Below are 17405 nucleotides of genomic sequence, written 5' to 3' on the forward strand. Positions count from 1 at the left end.
GTCGGCCGGCGGTGCGCCGCCGCGAGACGATCGAGGAGCAGATGGCCCGGGCTACGCAGAACGAGAAGGCGGCTGCCGTCCGTACCAGCAGCAGCAGTCGAGGGATCCGCGTCTGGTCCCGCAGCCAGATCCTGGCGCTCTCCGCGTCCGGGCTGGCCGCGTTGTGGGCGTTGACGATGCTCACCGGCGCGGGCCAGACGATGTACGCGATGGGCTTCTTCTTCACCGAGTTCTTCGCCGGCGTGATCGCGTTGGTCGCGCTGAGCCTCACGGTGATGATGGGCCTGCTCGCCACCGACCGGCTGGTGCTGCTCATCCGGCACCGGGTGCTGTTACAGTCCGCGCACCGGGCCACCGGCATCCTCGGCGTGGCGGGGCTGCTCTTCCACGTCATCACGAAGATCGCCAGCGGTCGGGCGGGAGTGACCGACGCCGCCGTGCCGTTCGTCGGTGGTCGGGGCCTCTACGTCGGACTCGGCACCATCGCCGCGCTGCTCATGGTGGGTGTGCTCTGGACCGGCGTCATCCGCGCCCGCTTCGCCGACGTCGGCCCGAAGTGGGTGTGGCGCGCGCTGCACTCCATGGCGTACGTCTCCTGGCCGTTCGCCATCTTCCACGGTCTTCTCGCCGGCCGCCCGCCCGCCACCTGGGTGAGCCTGAGCTACTTCGCCTGCGTGGTGCTGGTGGTGCTCGCCCTGATGGTCCGCCTCTCGGTCACCCTGCAACGGCGCAGCCGCGAGCAGCAGCAGGCCGCCGTCCTGAACGAGGTGATGAGCGGCAGCAAGTCCACCGAGGAGACCCGGGGCAAGACGCTGCTCGGCACCATCACCGGCCGACGTGGCGACGCCGACGACGGTCGCGAGAAGCGCGTCCGTCGGGACACCAGTTGGGCCGACAGCACCTCCGGCACCTGGGCCAGCCCCACCATCCGGCGCAACGATCCGGAGCGGTTCGCCGTGCCGATGGTCCCCGAGCCGGGCACCCTGCGTGAGCGGGACCTTCGCGACGAGGAGTTCGAGCCGGTCGTCCGGCGTGCCTCGCGCCGCGAGGAGGAGGAACTGGAGCGGGTCGTGCGCCGCGAGACCGAGGCGTTGGAGCCGGTCGTACGCCGTCGACGCGACGCGGAGCCGACCAGCCGGCGCTCCCGTCGGGACGAGGACATCGAGAGCACCGGGCGGCGTTCGCGGGTCGAGGACGACCTGGAGCCGGTGGGCCGCCGGTCACGGCGCGACGAGGAACCGACCCGCCGCCGGTCGCGGCGCGAGGAGGAGCGCGAGCCGGTGGACCGCCGCGCGTCCCGCCGCGACGAGGACCTGATGGAGTACGAGGCACCGGTGCGTCGCCGCCGTGACGACGACGAGGAGGAGTACGGCCGTTCCCGCCGGTCCCGGACCGAGGTCGGTAGCCGGTACTCGGCCCCGCCGCGCGTCCAGGACGAGCCGGAGGAGCCCTGGGACAGCCCGCGTCGGTGGGAGTCCACCGCCCCCATCTCGGCCGACCCCATCTCCGGCGCGCCCATCTCCGGTTCGCTCATCTCCGGTTCGCCGATCTCGGCCGCGCCGCGCAGCGGCGGTGGACGGCACAGCGCCGAGGACGACCTGCCGGAGGCGGAGACCGACTACTGGCGTCCGCCGGCCCGGTACACCCCGGAGGACGTCGTGGACGACGACGACACCCCCACCCTGGTCGACCTCGCCTCCCGGCGGGCCCGCCGCGCCTCGTCGGGGGAGAGCCGCCGTCGCCGCCGAGCCGATCCGGATTCGGTGGACGGCGCGTACTGGGCCGGGCTGCGAGGTGAGGCCAAGTGAGCATGCGGACCACCGTCCCCCCGGTGGCCGCCGTCGGTGAGCCCCGGCTCACTGCGGGGTTCGCCGAGTTCGGTCGCCTCGACCTGCGCGCCCACGAGATGGTGCACGGCCCGATCAGCCCGATGGAACCGTCCAACCTGCTGCGTCTGGCCGAGGGGATCCAACTCAAGGGCAAGGGCGGAGCCGGTTTCCCGTTCGCCAGGAAGCTGCGGGCGGTGCTGGAATCCTGCGAACGCCAGGACCTGCCGCCCGTGGTGGTGGTCAACGCCACCGAGGGGGAACCGGCCAGCTGGAAGGACAAGGTCCTGCTCACCCGGGCGCCGCACCTGATCCTCGACGGTGCCGCGCTGGCCGCGTTCGCACTGGACGCCGAGGAGATCGTGCTCTGCGTGGCCGACGACCTGGTGGGCCGGGACTCCCTGATGGAGGCTCTGGACGAGCGCCGGATGCCCGCGCCGACCAGCGTCGTGACGGTGCCGCACCGCTTCATCAGCGGTGAGGGTGGCGCGTTGGTGAACGGGATCAACGGGCTGCCGCACATCCCGCCCGGCACCAAGAAGCGTTCCAGCGACTCGGGTGTCGGCGGGCTGCCGACCCTGCTGTCGAACGCCGAGACGTACTCCCAGATGGCGATCGCCGCCCGCCTCGGCCCGTACGAGTACGCCGCGCTCGGCACCGACGACGAACCCGGCACGGTGCTGCTCAGCGTCACCGGCGCGGCGAAGCGGCACGCGGTGGTGGAGTGCGCGGCCGGCACCCCGTTGGCCGAGATCCTCGAACTGTGCGAGGTGCCGGACGGCCCCGGCATCCTGATGGGCGGCTACCACGGCAAGTGGATCACCCGGGAGGCGGCGGAGAAGGCCGAGGTCTCCCGCAAGGGACTCGCCGCGGTCGGTGGCACGCTCGGCGCGGGCATCATCGTCCCGCTCGCCAACGACACCTGCCCGCTCGGTGAGGCGGCGCAGGTGGTGCGCTACCTGGCCGGTGAGTCCGCCGGGCAGTGCGGCCCGTGCAAGCGGGGACTGCCCGACCTGGCCCGCGCCGTCGACCTGGCGGTCTCCGGCAGTGCGCCGGTGGAGGTCGTGCGCGCCGCCGCCGGAGACGTCAAGGGTCGTGGCGCGTGCAGCCACCCCGACGGTACGTCCCGGTTCGCGCTCTCGGCGATGGAGGTCTTCGCCGAGGACCTGAAGAAGCACACCACCGGCGAGGGCTGCGGTCGACGGGTCAAGGGCATGATGGGCCTGCCCGGTGCCCCCGACCCGGACCCGCAGAAGCTGGTCCTGGACTGGTCCCGCTGCGACGGGCACGGTCTCTGCGCCCACGTGGTGCCGGACTTCATCCGGCTCGACCAGAACGGATACCCCGCCTTCCCGCCCACCCCGGTGCCGACCTGGTTGCGGGAGGGCGCGGTGAAGGCGGTCAAGGTCTGCCCGGAGCTGGCGCTGCGGCTGACCAAGGCCTGAGCGCGTGGGTGAAGGGCGCGGGCGAGCGGACCGAAGGAGACGCCGATGGGGTCGGTCACATCGTTGGTACGGCGAACCGGCACGGTCACTGCCGCCCTGCTCGCCGTGGTGCTGGCCACCGCCGGATGCGGCGGACCGGACGTAGCGGCGGCCCCACCGGCCGACAGCGCGGCGTCCGCCCCGGCTGACCCGGCGTCCTCGCCGGCCGGGCCCGCTGCTCCGGTGCCGGAGACTCTGCGGTTCACCGGCACGACCCTGACCGGCGCGGCCTTCGACGCGGCCACCCTGGCCGGACGCCCGGTGGTGCTCTGGTTCTGGGCGCCCTGGTGCGCCAGCTGCGCCAGTCAGGCGTGGACGATCGCCGAGATCGAGCCGGGCTTCCGGACGACCGTGCCGATCATCGGCGTGGCGGGGCTCGGCGAACGCAAGGCGATGACCGACTTCGTCACCGAGTTCGAACTGGGCCCGATGCCGCAGATCGAGGACCGGGCGGGGGTGCTCTGGCGGCGCTTCGGGGTCGTCGAGCAGAGCACCTTCGTGATCATCGACCGGGACGGACGGGTGATCCACAAGGGTTGGCTGGACGGCGAGGACCTCACCCGCCGGGTGACCGCGCTGGCGGCCTGATGGAAGCGCCGCTGCTGCTCGCCCTGACGGCGGGCATGCTCGGCGCGGTCAACCCGTGCGGCTTCGCGATGCTGCCCGCGTACCTGTCGCTGCTGGTCGCCGGCACCACCGACACCCGGGGAGCCGTCGGTCGGGCGCTGACCGCCGCGGGCGCGCTCACTCTCGGGTACGTCCTGGTGTTCGGTGCCTTCGGGTTGGCGCTGGCCCCCGTCGCCGGCTGGCTGCGGCCCCGGCTGCCCTGGTTCACCGTGGGCCTGGGCGTGCTGCTGGTGCTGCTCGGGTGCTGGCTGCTCGCCGGTCGGCGACTGCCGACGCCCCGCCCGCTGGCCCGGGCACCCCGGTTGACCCGTTCGCTGCCGTCCATGGTGCTGTTCGGGATGGCCTACGCGACGGCCTCGCTGGGCTGCGCCATCGCGCCGTTCCTGGCGACCGTGGTGACCAGCCTCCAGGCTGGCTCGACGGCACGCGGGCTGGTGCTGTTCGGCGCGTACGCCCTCGGGATGGGGCTGGTGGTGGCGGTGGCCGCGCTCGGCGTGGCGCTGCTGCGCGGCGAGGTGGTGGCCCGGCTGCGCGGGGCCGGCGCCTGGGCTCCCCGGCTCAGCGGACTGGTGCTGCTGCTCGCCGGTGGCTACGTCGCCTGGTACGGCTGGTACGAGGTGCGGCTGGCCGCCGGCAACCGTGAGGCCCTGACCGACCCGCTGGTGACCACCGCCGCCAGCCTCCAGCGCTGGCTGGCCGACACCATCACGGCCGCCGGCCCCACCACCCTCACCACCCTGCTCGCCGCCCTCCTCCTCACCGCCCTGCTGAGAAGGAAGGGCACCTTGTTAACGCCTGCGGTAGAGAAAGGGCCCCTTATTAACACCGAACCGGCGCGCACCGAGCGTGCGCGCCGGCCGGGAACGCCAGCGGTCCGGTCAGCGGGGGGTGAGACGGTCGGTGCCCAGCCGGTCGCGGAGGACCTCCGGCACCAGGACTGAGCCGTCCGGCTGCTGGAACTGCTCCAGGATGGCCGGGTAGAGGCGGCTGGTGGCCAGCGCGGAACCGTTGAGCGTGTGCACGAAACGGGTCTGCTTGCCGCCCGGCTCGCGGTAGCGGACAGCCGCCCGGCGGGCCTGGTAGTCACCGCCCCAGGAGACCGACGAGACCTCCTTGTACTTGCCGGTGCTGGGCATCCACACCTCGATGTCGAGGGTCTTGCGCATCGACGCGCTGGAGTCACCGGCGGCGAGCAGGCTGCGCTGGTAGTGCAGGCCCAACGCCTCGACCAGGCTCTCCGCGTGGGTGACCATCTGCTCCAGCGCGGCGTCGGCCTGCTCGGGCAGGGTGAACTGGAAGATCTCCACCTTGTTGAACTGGTGGCCCCGGACGGTGCCCCGCTCGTCAGAGTGCGAACCGGCCGCCTCGCGCCGATAGCACGGGGTGTACGCGAACACCTTCAACGGCAGCTTCGAGGTCTCCAGGATCTCGTCCTGGTACGCCCCGAGGATCGCCGTCTCCGCCGTCGGCAGCAGGAACTGGCCACGCGGCGCGGACTGCTTGTCCAGGTGGTAGACGTCGTCGTAGAACTTGGGGAACTGACCGGCGGCGAAACCGGCGCTGTCCAGCAGCAGGTGCGGGGGGAGGAGGAACTCGTAACCGGCCTCGATGTTCCGCTCGACCAGCCAGTTGATCAGCGCCCACTCCAGCCGGGCACCCAGCCCGGTGTACATCCAGAAGCCGGAGCCGCCCAGCTTGACGCCGCGTTCGTGGTCGACCAGACCCAGCATCCGGCTCAGCTCGACGTGGTCGCGGACCTTCTCGATGGCCGGTGGCGCACCGAAGGTCTTCACCACCCGGTTGGCCTCCTTGCCGCCGGCCACCACGTCGTCGGCGGGCAGATTGGGCAGCTCACTCATGGTGCTACGCAGCCGCGCCTGCACCTCGTCGAGTTCCGCCTCCAACTCGGCGACCTGCCGACGACCGGCTTCCGAGGTCACCTGCGGCTCGACACCGGCCCGCTTCGCCTGCGCGTACGCCCGAGCCTCGGCCTTGCGGCGCTGACGTTCCCCGTCGATCTCACTGATCAGCCGGCGACGCTCCCGGTCGAGCTGCTGGATCTCCTCCAGCGCCCGGTCGACCTCGGCGGCGTCCAGCCGCTTCGCCAGCGCGGCCGCCACCGCGTCGCGATCCTTCCGGATCAACTCCATGTCGAGCATGCTGCTCCGTACGCCTCCGTCCGGGCTCAGGTGGACCTCCAGATGCTACCGTCGCGCCCGAATCGCCCCGCCTCCCGCACCCGACCCACCCCACCGACCGGCGGTCGCACCGCCCTCGGCCCGCGCCGCCACCCCGGTCAGAGCCGGATCGGCATCAGGATGGAGAAGGCGGCCGGATCGTCTGGCCGGCGGATGGCCAGCGGGGTGACCGGGCCGTCCAGCTCCAACACCAGGCGTGGCCGAGCGGCCGCGTGCAGCGCGTCGAGCAGATACCCGCCGTTGACGCCGATCCGCAGCTCGGCGTCGCTCCGGTCGTCGGCCAGTTCGTCCGGGCCGAGCAGGCGTGGCGCGTCCGGGCCGCCCAGCCCCAACACGGTCACCGGCAGGTGGCTGCCCGCGTGTTCCCGGGTCACCGTCGGCGCGCCCGAACGCAGCGCGGCGACCAGCCGAGGCGCGTCGACGGGCACCCGGCGAGCCGGTCCGCCGACGGCCGGCGGCAGCAGGGGGCGATAGTCGGGGAAGTCGTACGCCAAGGTCGTCGCCCGCAACCGGCCGCCGGTGACGTCGGCGACCACCTGCCGTCCGACCAGGGTCAGCCGCACCTCACCGGCAGCGTCGGACAACCGGCGCAACCGGTCCACGGCAGCCACCGGCAGCAGTGCCCGTACCGCCGGTCCGCATACCGCCGCACCGGCCGTCGCCACCGCCAACCGGTGTCGGTCGGTCGCCACCAGCCGTAGTCCGTCGTCGGTCACGTCGAGCAGGACGCCGGCCAGCCCCGGCAACGTCGGGTCGGTGCCGACGGCGAAGCGGACGGCGTCCACGGCGGCGCACAGCTCGCTTCCGCTCAGGACGAGCCGGGTGGCCGTTGCGGGCCGGTCGGTGGCGAGCAGGCGGCGGATCCGGGCGGCCTCCCGGCGTGCCTCGGTCAGCCCGTCGGCCAGCCGTCCCAGGTGCGCGTCGAGCAACTTGTGCACCACCGAGGGCTCGGCGCGTACCGCGTGGGCGATCTCGGCCACCGGCAGGCCGACCCGGCGCAGCCCGGCCACCAGCCGGGCCGGTGCCACCTGGTCGTCGGCGTACCAGCGGTACCCGGTGGTCGGGTCGACCCGGGCCGGGACCAGCACCCCGGCGGCGTCGTAGAACCGCAGGGCGCTCACCGTCAGCCCACTGGCTCGGGCCAACTCGCCGATGCTGCGCAGGTCACCATCCACGAGGAGATCCTGCCCCCTCGACCTGGTCGAGGGTCAAGCAGCCACCGACTGCTGACTCAGCACGCGGAAGGTGATGCCGGCGGCGGTGAGCCGGTGCAGCAGCGCGTCGCCCATCGCGGTGACCGGTGTGACCTGACCGGCGGTGGCCGGCAGGTCGTCGCAGGCCAGGCAGAGGGCCGACTCGGCGAGCATCTTCGCGGTCTCGTCGTAGCCGGGGTCGCCGCCGGCCACCTCGGTCACCACCCGTCGTTGGCCGCCGACGCCGACGAAACGCACCGAGAACCACGACTTCGCCCGCTGCTCGGCGCTCGGTCCCTGCCCGGAGGCGAGCCGGCCGAGCAGCCAGCGCCGGGTCGGTGGCAGCTTCACCAGCCCGAGCACGGCGCCGAGGCCCGCCCCGGCGGCCAGCACCGTGGGCAGCCGTCGTACCGCCGCGAAGTGCCGGTAGCGGAAGTCCGGACCGTACTCGGGGCGGGCCGCCGCCGAGCGGCGGACCACCTGCGGGTCGATGGTGGGCAGCGGCACCGCCCAGACGGGCAGGTCCCGCGAGCGGGCCAGCCGCCCCGGCACGGCCCGGACCCGGCGGTCGGTCGGGCGGGGTTCGGTGGCGCGGCGCTCGCGGGCCGCCCGCGCCGCCTCGCCGGTACGCGCGAACGCGGTCAGCGCCGAGTGGTACGTACCGGCGGAGAACCGCCCACCCGCCCGCACGTACCCGTCCACGGTGATCGCGGTGTCGGCCGGTAGCTGTTTGACCGTGAACCAGACACCGAGGTCGTGGGGGATCGAGTCGAAGCCGCAGGCGTGCACCAGCCGGGCGCCGGTGCGCACCGCCTCGGCGTGGTGGCGCAGGTACATCCGGTCGACGAACTCCGGTTCGCCGGTGATGTCGAGGTAGTCGGTCCCGGCGGCGGCGCAGGCGGCCACCAGCGGCTCACCGTGGTGGACGTACGGGCCGACCGTGCTGGCCACCACCCGGGCGTCGTCGGCCACCGCCCGCAGGGTGGCCGGGTCGGTGACGTCGGCGGTGAGCAGCGGCATCCCGGCCAGTGCCGGGTCGATCGCGGTCAACCGTTGGCGTACCGCGGCCAGCTTCTCCGGGTTGCGCCCGGCGAGCGCCCAGCGCAGCCCCGGCGGCGCGTGCTCGGCCAGGTAGCGTGCGGTGAGCCCACCGGTGAACCCGGTCGCCCCGAACAACACCACGTCGTACGAGCGTTGGGCAGCCATTCCGCGATCATGCCACCGTCGTCGGCGATCCGCCCGGTGCCGCTCAGCGCGGGGTGAACACGGCGCGCAGCGCGGGGTGAACCGGTGCCGCTCAGTGCGGGGTGAACACGGCGCGCAGGCACTCGTCGGGCCGGTCCCGGAACAACGCGTACCCCTCGGCGGCCCGCTCCAGCGGGAAGTGGTGCGTGGCCAGGTGCTCGGTACGCAACTCGTCGCGGGCCATCCGGTCCAACAGCATGGGGATGTGGCGTTGGCCGTGCTGGCGTCCCCCGCGTACGGTCAGCGCCTTGTGCACGACGGTGCCGACCGGGAACGCGTCGACGTGGCCGGCAGCGCCGTTGAGGACGAAGACGCTGCCGCCCTTGCGGCACGCGTACACCGCCTCCCGGACCGCCTCCGGCACCCGTGTCCGGCCGGTGAACCGGTCGGCGAGCGTCCGGTGCTCACCCGCGGGCCCACCGACCGCCTCGACACACACGTCCGGTCCCCGCCCACCGCTGAACTCCCGCAGCTGCGCGCTGACGTCGCTGTCCCGCTGGTCGATGGTCTCCACGCCGATGTGCTGGCGTGCCATCAGCAGCCGCGCCGGGTGCCGGTCGACCACGATCACCCGTTCGGCACCGAGCAGCCAGGCTGCCCGCGCGGCGAGTTGACCCACCGCGCCCGCGCCCCACACCGCCACCACGTCACCGGGACGCACCTCGGCTCCCTCGGCGCCCAGCCAACCGGTCGGCGCGGCGTCCGAGGCGAAGACGGCCCGGTCGTCGCCCACCGACTCCGGCACCGGGAACGCCCCGACGTCGGCGTACGGCACCCGGACGTACTCGGCGTGGCTACCGGCGAAGCCGCCTGCGGCGCGCGGCTGGCCGAAGCAGCCCGCCACCGGGTGACCCCACTGCGCCTCGTTGGCGATCGGATCGGTGCTGCCGTTGTCGCAGCACGACGGCAGTCCTCGACGGCAGTACCAGCAGGCGCCGCAGGCCACCGACGCGCAGACCACCACCCGGTCGCCGACCCGGTGGCGGCGTACCTGCGGGCCCACCTCGATCACGTCGCCGAGGAACTCGTGGCCGAGCACGTCACCGGCGGCCAGACCCGGCGTCTGCCCGGCGAGCAGCGACAGGTCGGCCCCGCAGGTGGCGCTGCGCCGCACCCGCACGATCACGTCGTGGTCGTTGCGCAGCTCCGGGTCGGGCACCTGACCGACGGTCAACTCACCGCCGGAGGTCCAGCACAGCGCTCTCACCGCTGTGGCCCGTCCGATGACGGCCGCACGTCGGGCACCACCGGCCCGCGCTCGTCGGGCATCCGGTCGGCGCGCAGCACCTCGCCGGTCTCGGCGAGCTGTTTGACCTGCCACAACGTGCGTCGGACCAGCAGGCTGGGGTCGTCGCCCAGCAGGTGTGCGGAGAGTCCGGGCCAGTCCGCGTGGGGCCGTACCCGGGCCGCCAGTTCGGTGCCCCGGCCGCCCGGCGCGCGGGCCACCTCGACCTCGACGGCGTCGCCGAGGCGGCGCAGTGGCTCCGGCCAGACAGCCGAGGGGAGCACCTGCTCCGGTGGCCGGTCGACGGTGACCACCTGCCAACGTCGCGGGTGTCCGGTTCGTCGGGCCTCGGTCGGCCCCGGCACGGAGGTCAGGCGCGCCCGCTGCCGACCGACGGCGGTACGCGCGGCCCTGGCGGCGGCCACACCGAGGGCACCGGCCACCGCGACGACTGTCCCGACCCGTCCCACTCGTACCTCCGAGATCGGCTTTGCGGCTGTGCTGCCCCGTCACGCCGGACCGTGGCGGCCCACAGCGCCCGTCCACCCGGCCACAGCCCGGCATCCGGTCCACCGTCAACCCGGCCATCCGGTCCACCGTCATGGTCGTCGCGGTCCGGGTGAACCCGGCTCCTCCCGAAGGGGTGAACCGTCGCGGGCCGGGTAACCGCCCGCCGCAGGACCGGGGAGGAACGACGCGTCCGTGGGGGTGGGCCGGATGCCGGATGACCGCAGCACCGTCCGGGTCGGCGCGGGGATCCGCGCGTCGGGCGGCCCGCCCCTGCTGGCGTCGCGGCTGACGCCCGCCGTGCCGGCCGAACCGGTGGTGCTGCGACCCCGGCTGGCCCGGCTGCTCGACGAGGCGGTGGACCGTCCGGCCACCCTGCTCCGGGCACCCGCCGGTTGGGGCAAGACCACCCTGCTCGCCAGCTGGCTACGGTCCCGGCAGGACGCTGACCCGCAGCAGCCCGCACCGGCCTGGGTGTCGGTGGAGGCGGGTGACGATCCGGACCGGCTCTGGTGCTACCTCGGTGCCGCGCTGCGCTCCGTGCTGGACGGCGCGGCAGTGCTGCCTGACCGGGCGCCGCGGCCGGACGAGTTGGAACTCCTCGCCGCCGCGCTGGCGGATCGGGAGCGGCCGGTGGTGCTGGTCGTGGACGACCTGCACCAGATCACCGACCCGGCGGCGCTGACCGGGCTGGAGTTCCTGCTGCGCCACAGCGAGCAGCGGTTTCGCCTGGTGGCGGCGGGGCGGTCCGAAGTGCCGTTGGCGGTGCACCGGCTGCGGCTGGCCGGGGAACTGGCCGAGATCGGCCCGGACGACCTGGCGTTCACCGACGACGAGGTCGCCGACCTGCTCACCGCGCACGGGGTGGCGGTACCGGCTGCCGCAGTGGCCCGGCTGCGACAGCGGACCGGGGGCTGGGCCGCGGTGCTGCGGATCGTCGCGCTCGCCCTGCGCGACCAGGCGGACCCGGAGCGCTGGATCGCCGAACTCGGTGCCGACCAGCCGGAGATCGCCGGCTATCTGCGGGCGGAGCCGCTGGCCGGGCTGGAACCGACCGACCGTGAGCTGCTGCGCCGGGCGGCCGTCGTCGACACCGTCTGCGCTGGTCTGGCCGCCGCGCTCAGCGGCGACGCGGACGCCGGTGAGCGGCTGAGCACGCTGGCCGACGGCGGTGGTCTGCTGCACCACGACGGCAGCCGACCGGTCTGGTACCGGTGCCACCCGCTGCTGGCCGACCTGCTGCACCGGGAGCTGGCCCGGCTGCCCGAGGACGAACTTCGCGACCTGCACCTGCGGGCGGCGGGGTGGTACGCCGACAACGGCCGACCGGCCGACGCGCTGCGCCACGCCCTCGCCGCCGGTGACTGGACCGCCGCCACCGACCTGTTCGTGGTCCGCTGGCCGGAGCTGGCACCGTACGAGCCGTCGGCGGGCACCGGGTCGGCACCCGCGCCGCCCCCGCCGGAGGCGGTCGACCGCGATCCCGAACTCGCGCTGGCCTGCGCCGCCGAGCGTGCCCTCGACGGTGACACCGGGGCGGCCGTGGCGTACCTGCGGCTGGCCGCCGGGCACTCCCGCCGGTTGCCGCAACCGCGCCGGTCCCGCTTCGGACGACTGGCCGCCGCGGTCGACCTCACCCTGGCCCGGCTGGCCGCCGACCCGCCCACCGTGCGCGCCGCCGCCGCTCGGCTGCTCGCCACCGACGGTCAGCCGGGCGTCCCCACCGGCGCCGAGCCGGGCGGCGAGTCGTCGGCCGCAGGCGGCGGCACGGGGGAGGTCACCGGCCCACGCGGCCACGCCGGTGAGGACGCCGACGTGCGGGCCGTGGCGGGTACCGCGCTGGCCCTGCTCGCCCTGGACGAGGGTGATCTGACCAGGGCGGCGACCGGCTTCGGGTCCGCGCTGACGGCCGCCCGGAAGGCGGCACGTCCGCGTACCGAACTGGTCTGTGCCAGCCGGTGGTCCCTGGTGACGGCGCTACGCGGGGAGCTGCGCGCCGCCGAGGAGGCGGCGCGGGCGGCGCTGGCCCTGCCGCCCTGCCAGGGCTGGGCCGCATTGCTCGACTGCGGGTACGCGCACCTGGCGCTGGCGGTCGTGGCGCTGCACCGGGACCAACCGGCGGAGGCCGACGCGCACCTGGGGTTGGCCGCGCCGGCCGGCGGTGAACCGGTGGCGGATGCGGTCGCCGGGTGGTGTCGCGCGTACCTGCGCCACGACGAAGGGGATCTCAGCGTCGGCCACCGGCTGCTGGTGGAGGCCCGCACCGGGTGGGGTGCGCGCGGTGGTGAGCTGGGCTCGTGGCTGCGCGCCGCCGAACTGGACCTGCACAGTGCCCGGGGCGACGTGCAGACCGCCCGGGAACTGGCCGGTGAGCGGTCCACCGAGCCGGTGTCGGGTGCCGCTGCCCCGGTGGCCGTCGCGGCGGCCCGCACCGAACTGCGGGCCGGTGACCCGCGTGGTGCCGACCGGCTGTTGCCGGACTGGACCGCCGCGTCGACGGCGGACTGGCCGCTGCCGGTACGCCTGGACGCCGCGCTGCTGGCCACGGTGCTGGCCGTCCGGGCCGGTGACGACCGGCGGGCAAGCCGGATCTTGGAGCAGGCGCTCGACCTGGCCGCACCCGAGGGGTACCGTCGCCCGTTCCTGCGGGCCGAACCGGGCCTTCGGGAACTGCTCGCCGCCCACCTCGACTCCGGCACCGCACACTGGTCGCTGGTGAGTGACCTGGTCCGCGCGGCAGACGCCTCGGTCGGGCAGGCGGGTGGCCCGGGTGCGGCGGACTCGGCCGTCGCGCCGCTGGACGAGCCGCTCACCGAACGGGAGTTGACGATCCTGCGTTACCTCCAGAGCATCCTGTCCAACGTGGAGATCGCCGCCGAGCTGTCGGTCTCGGTGAACACGGTCAAGACCCACGTGCGGAACATCTACCGCAAACTCGACGCCACCCGTCGCCGCGACGCCGTCCGTCGTGCCCGTCAACTGCACCTCATCTGACCACCTGTGTGGCCCACCGTCGGACGGGGCGAGATGTCCGTCAGCCGGTGGCGGCGTCGACGGCGGCGCGGAGGGCGTCCGGGGTGAAGTCGCCGTCGTGGCGGACGTCGTTGACGAAGAGAGTGGGGGTGGCGTCGACCCCGCTGCGGATGGCACCGACGAAGTCGTGCCGGATGCGGTCGCCGTGGGTGTGCCGCTCGATCTCCGCCTCCACCTCGTCGACCGGCAGGCCGAGCTGCTCCACTCCGAGGGTCAGGTGCACCGGATCCAACTGGTCCTGGTGCTCGAAGAGCCAGTCGTGCATCTCCCAGAAGCGGCCCCGCCGACCGGCGGCCTCGGCGGCCTCGGCGGCCCGCTCGGCGTACGGGTGCAGGTTGGTGATCGGGAAGTGGCGGTAGACGTGACGGACCTGGCCGCCGCGCTGTCGCAGCACCTCCGTCAGGTTGGCGTGGGCGAGGCCGCAGTGGGGGCACTGGAAGTCGCCGTACTCGACGATCGTCACCGGTGCGTCCAGCGGACCACGGACGTGGTCGTGCTCCGTGACGGGTGTGCGAAGTCGCGCAGTGACCTGTAGGGGCGTGGTCAGCTGATCGGTCATACCGCCCAGCCTCGGACCGGGTCGGGTGAGCGCGGCTCACCCGACCCGGGTGGTTCCGCGCCGACTCAGCGCAGCACCGGGGCGACCGCGATGTGGTTCTGCACCTCACGGATCCCCGGTGCGGACCAGACGACCCGCTCCACCTCGGCGCGTTCGGGCACCGAGTGCACCAACCCGCCGAGCAGCACCGTGTCGCCGTGCACGCGTATCGTCACCTGCTCGGCGTCGGTGGCGCGGTTGCGGGCCAGCGCGTCGACGATGCGCCGGGCCAGGAGGGCGGCGTCCGGGCGTACCGGCGGTCGGACGGTGAGTCCGTTGCTGACCCCGCGTACGCCGTTCAACTGGCTCACCGCCTGCTCGGCGGCGCGGCGCTGGTACTCCCACTCGACCTCGCCGTGCAGGGTGACCCACCCCTGGGAGACCGTCACGTCGAGCGCCTCGACCGGCACGAACGCCTGCCACTGGAGCGCGTGCTGGACCGCGGCGGCGATCTCCGGGTCGGTGTGTTCGGCACCCGTGACCAGGCGTACCGCGATGTCGTTGGCCACCGCCCGGACCTGCGTGACCCGGTGCGCGGCGCGCTCAGCCGCCCACTTCTTGGCGTAGCTGTCCACCCGCCCGGTCAGCGTCACCACGCCCTCGGTGACGATGACCCCGATCTCGTGCGGTCCGACCCGGGGTTCCCAGTCGAGTTCGTCGAGCACCGCGGACCGGATGTCCTCGTCGGTGCGGTTGATCGTCGAAATGCTGGCCATCGGTCGCTCCCTTCTCGCCAGGGTGGCGCGACCGGTGCGTCCGCACGCCCGCACCGGCACGGTATGGCCCGCACCGGCACGGCGTCGTTGCGTCGGGCATCGTCTGCGTGCCGGCTTGGGCCGTCCGCGTCGGGCTTCGCCCGGCCGGCGTGGCGCGGGCGCGCGTCGGCGACCAGGTCCGCCGTGACCGAGCCTGGTTACCGTCCGGGTGAATCGGCCTCATCCGGATCGGACGAGGACTCGCCGGGGAGCGTCAGTTGGCGGGGCTGGTCGGGTCGGCGGGGGAGTCGGGCCGGTCCACGTCGACGAACTCGATGTCCTCCAGGGCACGGTCACGGCCTCCGGCGGCGCGTGCGGCGGTACCGGCCGCCCAGCCGACCGCGGCACCGACCAGGGCGGCGCCGATCAGCAGCGTCCAGGGCAGCGCCGGTCGGCGTCCGGCGAGTGCGTCGAAGGCGCGGCTGGCGCGGTGGCGCGCCTCCTCGGCGGCCGACTCGACCAGGTCACCGGCGTCGCCCGCGAAACCGGCGGAGTTGTGCCGGGCGGTGCGGGCGGTGTCGCGGATGCTGTCACCGGCGTTGTTCACCGCCGAGACGAGGTGGTGCCACGCCTGGTCGGCGATCCGCTCCGGCTTGCTGCGGCGCTCCAGCAGATGAGTCCCGAACATGTTGTTCCCTCCATCGACGATGCCGGCCCCGGTGCACGCGTCAGCCGTCGGGCGTCGTCCGGCCCGGCGGCGGTTCGCATTCGAGGCTGTGCCCGCCCCGCCGTGGCCGCAAACCACCGACTCACGCCGCGATCGGCACTTCTCGGGCGGTCCGGCCCCGGTCGTGCGGACATGAGTCGTCCGCCACGTCATGGGGGTCACACGTGATGGTACGCACGCAACGGCGACCATCACTCTTCGCGCGCAGGTCAGGTTGGGTCCGTGGGGCCACGCCGGAAACTCCGGGATGCGGCGGGGGTGGCCACTCCCCGCTACCCTGGTTCGACGGCGTCGGCGGTGTCGAACGCCGAGGAAAGGTCAATAAAGTTCGGATATGGGCGATTTGACGTGCCCTCATCCGTGAATTGCTCATCCCGAGGGGTGGCGACCGAGGCCGTCGAAGGAATACTGTCGGTCGCGGCCCGCGTACTGATGAGGCGCCCGTCGTCGGGCGAGTGGAGGTGCTCGCGTGAGCCTGTCGATCCTGCAGACGGTTCGGCCCGGTGGTGTCATCGAGATCGCCCCTCGGGGCGAGATCGACGTCGACACCGCGTACGAGGTTAAAGAGGCCATCGCCGAGGTGCTGGCCAAGGGACGTCCAGCCCGGATCGAGCTCAACATGCGGCTGGTCACCTTCATCGACTCCGTGGGCATCAGCGCCATGGTCGCCGGCTTCCAGACCGCCGAGGTCAGCGGGGTGAAGCTGGTCGTCACCGAGCCGAGCCGGTTCGTGCACCGGCAGCTCTGGGTGACCGGCCTGCTCGGCCTCTTCGGCGCGCCCGAGCCCTACTACGCCGGAGCCGCCACGGCCCCCGAGGTGCTACCCGGGGCCTGACGACCCGTCGGCCCGGTCAGGCCGCGTCGAGGCGGTCAGCGAAACGTCGAACGCCTCGGTGACCGCCAGGCGGTCACCGAGGCGTAGCCGTCGGCGAGGAACTCAGTACACCGACAGGTGGACGTGGTTGGTGTGGTCGCTGGACGGGTCACCCCGACCGCCGCTGTACGACTTCCAGCCGCTGCTGGGCAGCCAGATCTGCTTGTACCAGATCACGTAGAGCACGGCGAGCCGGTCGGCGTTGTTCACGAAGTACGCCGCCAGGTTGTTGCCGTAGGTCCGGTCGCCGCCGGTCGCGACCCCGCCGAAGCCGTTCTTCTGGGCCGCGAAGTCACAGGCCCGGCCCTTCGGGTGCTCGCCGGAGCCGCCGGAGCGGTAGCAGGAGACGTACCGGGTGAAGCCGGCCGCCTTGGCCTGCTTCAGCGCGTGCAGGGTGCGCGGGGTGATGCAGCCGTTGGCCGGGGTGGGGTCGTTGACGCTGCACGACTCGGCCGGCCACGACCCGTCGGAGTTGCGTGGAGCGGGCTTGGCGGTGGGGCTCGACCCGCCGCTGCGTGAGGGTGAGCGGGCGGCCCGTTCGGCGGCCTCGGCCCGCTCGGCGGCCTTGTCGCGTTCGATGGCCACGGTCAGCGCCCGCTCGGCCTGCTCCTTGCGCTTGGCCATCACGGCCACCTGCTTGCGTTGCTCCTGGATCTCCGCGTCCAGGGCCCGCTTGGTGGCGCTGACCTCGTCCCGGGCGTTCTGGAGTTCACGCAGCGCGCGGTCGGAGTTGGCGGCCACCGCGTCCAGCGCCGCCGCCCGATCCATGAAGCCGGCCGGCGACCCGCTGTTGAGCAGTGCCGACGCGGCTCCCAGTCGCCCGGTGCGGTACGCCTGCGCGGCGATCTCGGCGACCTTGGTGCCCCGCTCGGCGACCTGGACCTCGGTCGTCTTGAGCTGCTCGGCGAGTTGCTTCTGGCGCTTGACCGACCGGTCGAGCGCGGTCTTGGCGTCGAGGTAGCCCTTGCTGGCGGCCTCCAACTGGGCCCGCAGCGCCGGGGTGCCACCCTCGTCGTCCACGTCACCCGGTGCCGCCGCCCGCACTGGCTGCGGGGCCGCGGTGGCTGGGGCGAAGGGGGCCAGCGCCACGCCGAGGGTGACGGCGAGCGCGGCGGCGATCAGGGCCGCCGTACGGGCGGCCGGTCTTACCGTTGCCACTGCTGGCATGTGCAC

General features: G+C 73.7%; 15 protein-coding genes. 6 read left to right on the forward strand and 9 right to left on the reverse strand.

The features are described 5' to 3' along the window. Positions 1–11: 11 nt before the first annotated feature. Genes ACLQ2S_RS15705 through ACLQ2S_RS15720 form a run of 4 tightly spaced genes read left to right on the forward strand, consistent with a single transcriptional unit; the run spans position 12 to position 4878 of the window. Positions 12–1808, forward strand: coding sequence for a hypothetical protein (locus ACLQ2S_RS15705; RefSeq protein ID WP_425701930.1), 1797 nt, complete (start codon positions 12–14; stop codon positions 1806–1808). A gap of 2 nt (positions 1809–1810) precedes the next feature. Beyond that, positions 1811–3271 carry an NADH-quinone oxidoreductase subunit NuoF family protein gene (locus tag ACLQ2S_RS15710; protein WP_155220644.1) on the forward strand — a complete coding sequence of 487 codons (1461 nt, stop codon included), beginning with the start codon at positions 1811–1813 and terminating at the stop codon, positions 3269–3271. Positions 3272–3316: 45 nt separating this feature from the next. Continuing rightward, complete coding sequence (locus ACLQ2S_RS15715) at positions 3317–3898, forward strand: TlpA family protein disulfide reductase (RefSeq protein ID WP_425701931.1); 582 nt, start codon at positions 3317–3319, stop codon at positions 3896–3898. Then, positions 3898–4878, forward strand: coding sequence for a cytochrome c biogenesis CcdA family protein (locus tag ACLQ2S_RS15720; RefSeq protein ID WP_425701932.1), 981 nt, complete (start codon positions 3898–3900; stop codon positions 4876–4878). Before ACLQ2S_RS15715 ends, ACLQ2S_RS15720 begins: the two co-directional genes overlap by 1 nt. Here ACLQ2S_RS15720 and serS read toward each other — a convergent pair. The 5 genes from serS to ACLQ2S_RS15745 all read right to left on the reverse strand — a co-directional run bounded on the left by serS (position 4816) and on the right by ACLQ2S_RS15745 (position 10268). Continuing rightward, complete coding sequence (gene serS / locus ACLQ2S_RS15725) at positions 4816–6096, reverse strand: serine--tRNA ligase (protein ID WP_155220501.1); 1281 nt, start codon at positions 6094–6096, stop codon at positions 4816–4818. The genes ACLQ2S_RS15720 and serS overlap by 63 nt on opposite strands. 137 nt (positions 6097–6233) lie before the next feature. After that, on the reverse strand, positions 6234–7310 hold the full coding sequence (locus ACLQ2S_RS15730; RefSeq protein ID WP_309223605.1) for a MerR family transcriptional regulator: 1077 nt from the start codon (positions 7308–7310) through the stop codon (positions 6234–6236). A gap of 33 nt (positions 7311–7343) precedes the next feature. Beyond that, positions 7344–8534, reverse strand: a complete 1191-nt coding sequence (locus ACLQ2S_RS15735) for a saccharopine dehydrogenase family protein (RefSeq protein WP_425701933.1) — start codon at positions 8532–8534, stop codon at positions 7344–7346. Positions 8535–8625: 91 nt separating this feature from the next. Next, on the reverse strand, positions 8626–9780 hold the full coding sequence (locus tag ACLQ2S_RS15740; protein WP_309223604.1) for an alcohol dehydrogenase catalytic domain-containing protein: 1155 nt from the start codon (positions 9778–9780) through the stop codon (positions 8626–8628). Beyond that, positions 9777–10268, reverse strand: coding sequence for a hypothetical protein (locus tag ACLQ2S_RS15745; RefSeq protein WP_375335359.1), 492 nt, complete (start codon positions 10266–10268; stop codon positions 9777–9779). The genes ACLQ2S_RS15740 and ACLQ2S_RS15745 overlap by 4 nt, the downstream gene beginning before the upstream one ends. A gap of 247 nt (positions 10269–10515) precedes the next feature. Between ACLQ2S_RS15745 and ACLQ2S_RS15750 the strand changes: the two genes are divergently transcribed. Then, complete coding sequence (locus ACLQ2S_RS15750; RefSeq protein ID WP_425701934.1) at positions 10516–13299, forward strand: LuxR C-terminal-related transcriptional regulator; 2784 nt, start codon at positions 10516–10518, stop codon at positions 13297–13299. A 40-nt stretch (positions 13300–13339) separates the two neighbouring features. On the opposite strand, the gene ACLQ2S_RS15755 is transcribed toward ACLQ2S_RS15750, so the two are convergent. The 3 genes from ACLQ2S_RS15755 to ACLQ2S_RS15765 form a co-directional block, all read right to left on the reverse strand. Continuing rightward, on the reverse strand, positions 13340–13885 hold the full coding sequence (locus tag ACLQ2S_RS15755; RefSeq protein ID WP_155220636.1) for a DsbA family protein: 546 nt from the start codon (positions 13883–13885) through the stop codon (positions 13340–13342). A 77-nt stretch (positions 13886–13962) separates the two neighbouring features. Then, positions 13963–14652, reverse strand: coding sequence for a BON domain-containing protein (locus ACLQ2S_RS15760; RefSeq protein WP_155220495.1), 690 nt, complete (start codon positions 14650–14652; stop codon positions 13963–13965). Between the two features lie 253 nt (positions 14653–14905). Continuing rightward, the gene (locus ACLQ2S_RS15765; protein WP_155220493.1) at positions 14906–15319 is read right to left on the reverse strand and encodes a hypothetical protein; all 414 of its coding nucleotides are present in this window, start codon (positions 15317–15319) and stop codon (positions 14906–14908) included. A gap of 508 nt (positions 15320–15827) precedes the next feature. On the opposite strand from ACLQ2S_RS15765, the gene ACLQ2S_RS15770 reads away from it, so the two are divergent. Then, positions 15828–16193, forward strand: coding sequence for an STAS domain-containing protein (locus tag ACLQ2S_RS15770; RefSeq protein ID WP_099850669.1), 366 nt, complete (start codon positions 15828–15830; stop codon positions 16191–16193). Between the two features lie 102 nt (positions 16194–16295). Here ACLQ2S_RS15770 and ACLQ2S_RS15775 read toward each other — a convergent pair whose 3' ends face one another. Then, the gene (locus tag ACLQ2S_RS15775; RefSeq protein ID WP_155220491.1) at positions 16296–17399 is read right to left on the reverse strand and encodes a coiled-coil domain-containing protein; all 1104 of its coding nucleotides are present in this window, start codon (positions 17397–17399) and stop codon (positions 16296–16298) included. Positions 17400–17405: the final 6 nt, after the last annotated feature.

The organism is Micromonospora sp. DT48 (assembly GCF_049844495.1).
Lineage (GTDB): Bacteria > Actinomycetota > Actinomycetes > Mycobacteriales > Micromonosporaceae > Micromonospora.

Bases quoted from the DNA above. Each gene is read 5' to 3' on its own strand.
- ACLQ2S_RS15710 (WP_155220644.1), top strand. From the start codon at position 1,811: ATGCGGACCACCGTCCCCCCGGTGGCCGCCGTCGGTGAGCCCCGGCTC.
- ACLQ2S_RS15715 (WP_425701931.1), top strand. From the start codon at position 3,317: ATGGGGTCGGTCACATCGTTGGTACGGCGAACCGGCACGGTCACTGCC.
- ACLQ2S_RS15720 (WP_425701932.1), top strand. From the start codon at position 3,898: ATGGAAGCGCCGCTGCTGCTCGCCCTGACGGCGGGCATGCTCGGCGCG.
- serS (WP_155220501.1), bottom strand. From the start codon at position 6,096: ATGCTCGACATGGAGTTGATCCGGAAGGATCGCGACGCGGTGGCGGCC.
- ACLQ2S_RS15735 (WP_425701933.1), bottom strand. From the start codon at position 8,534: ATGGCTGCCCAACGCTCGTACGACGTGGTGTTGTTCGGGGCGACCGGG.
- ACLQ2S_RS15750 (WP_425701934.1), top strand. From the start codon at position 10,516: ATGCCGGATGACCGCAGCACCGTCCGGGTCGGCGCGGGGATCCGCGCG.
- ACLQ2S_RS15760 (WP_155220495.1), bottom strand. From the start codon at position 14,652: ATGGCCAGCATTTCGACGATCAACCGCACCGACGAGGACATCCGGTCC.
- ACLQ2S_RS15765 (WP_155220493.1), bottom strand. From the start codon at position 15,319: ATGTTCGGGACTCATCTGCTGGAGCGCCGCAGCAAGCCGGAGCGGATC.
- ACLQ2S_RS15775 (WP_155220491.1), bottom strand. From the start codon at position 17,399: ATGCCAGCAGTGGCAACGGTAAGACCGGCCGCCCGTACGGCGGCCCTG.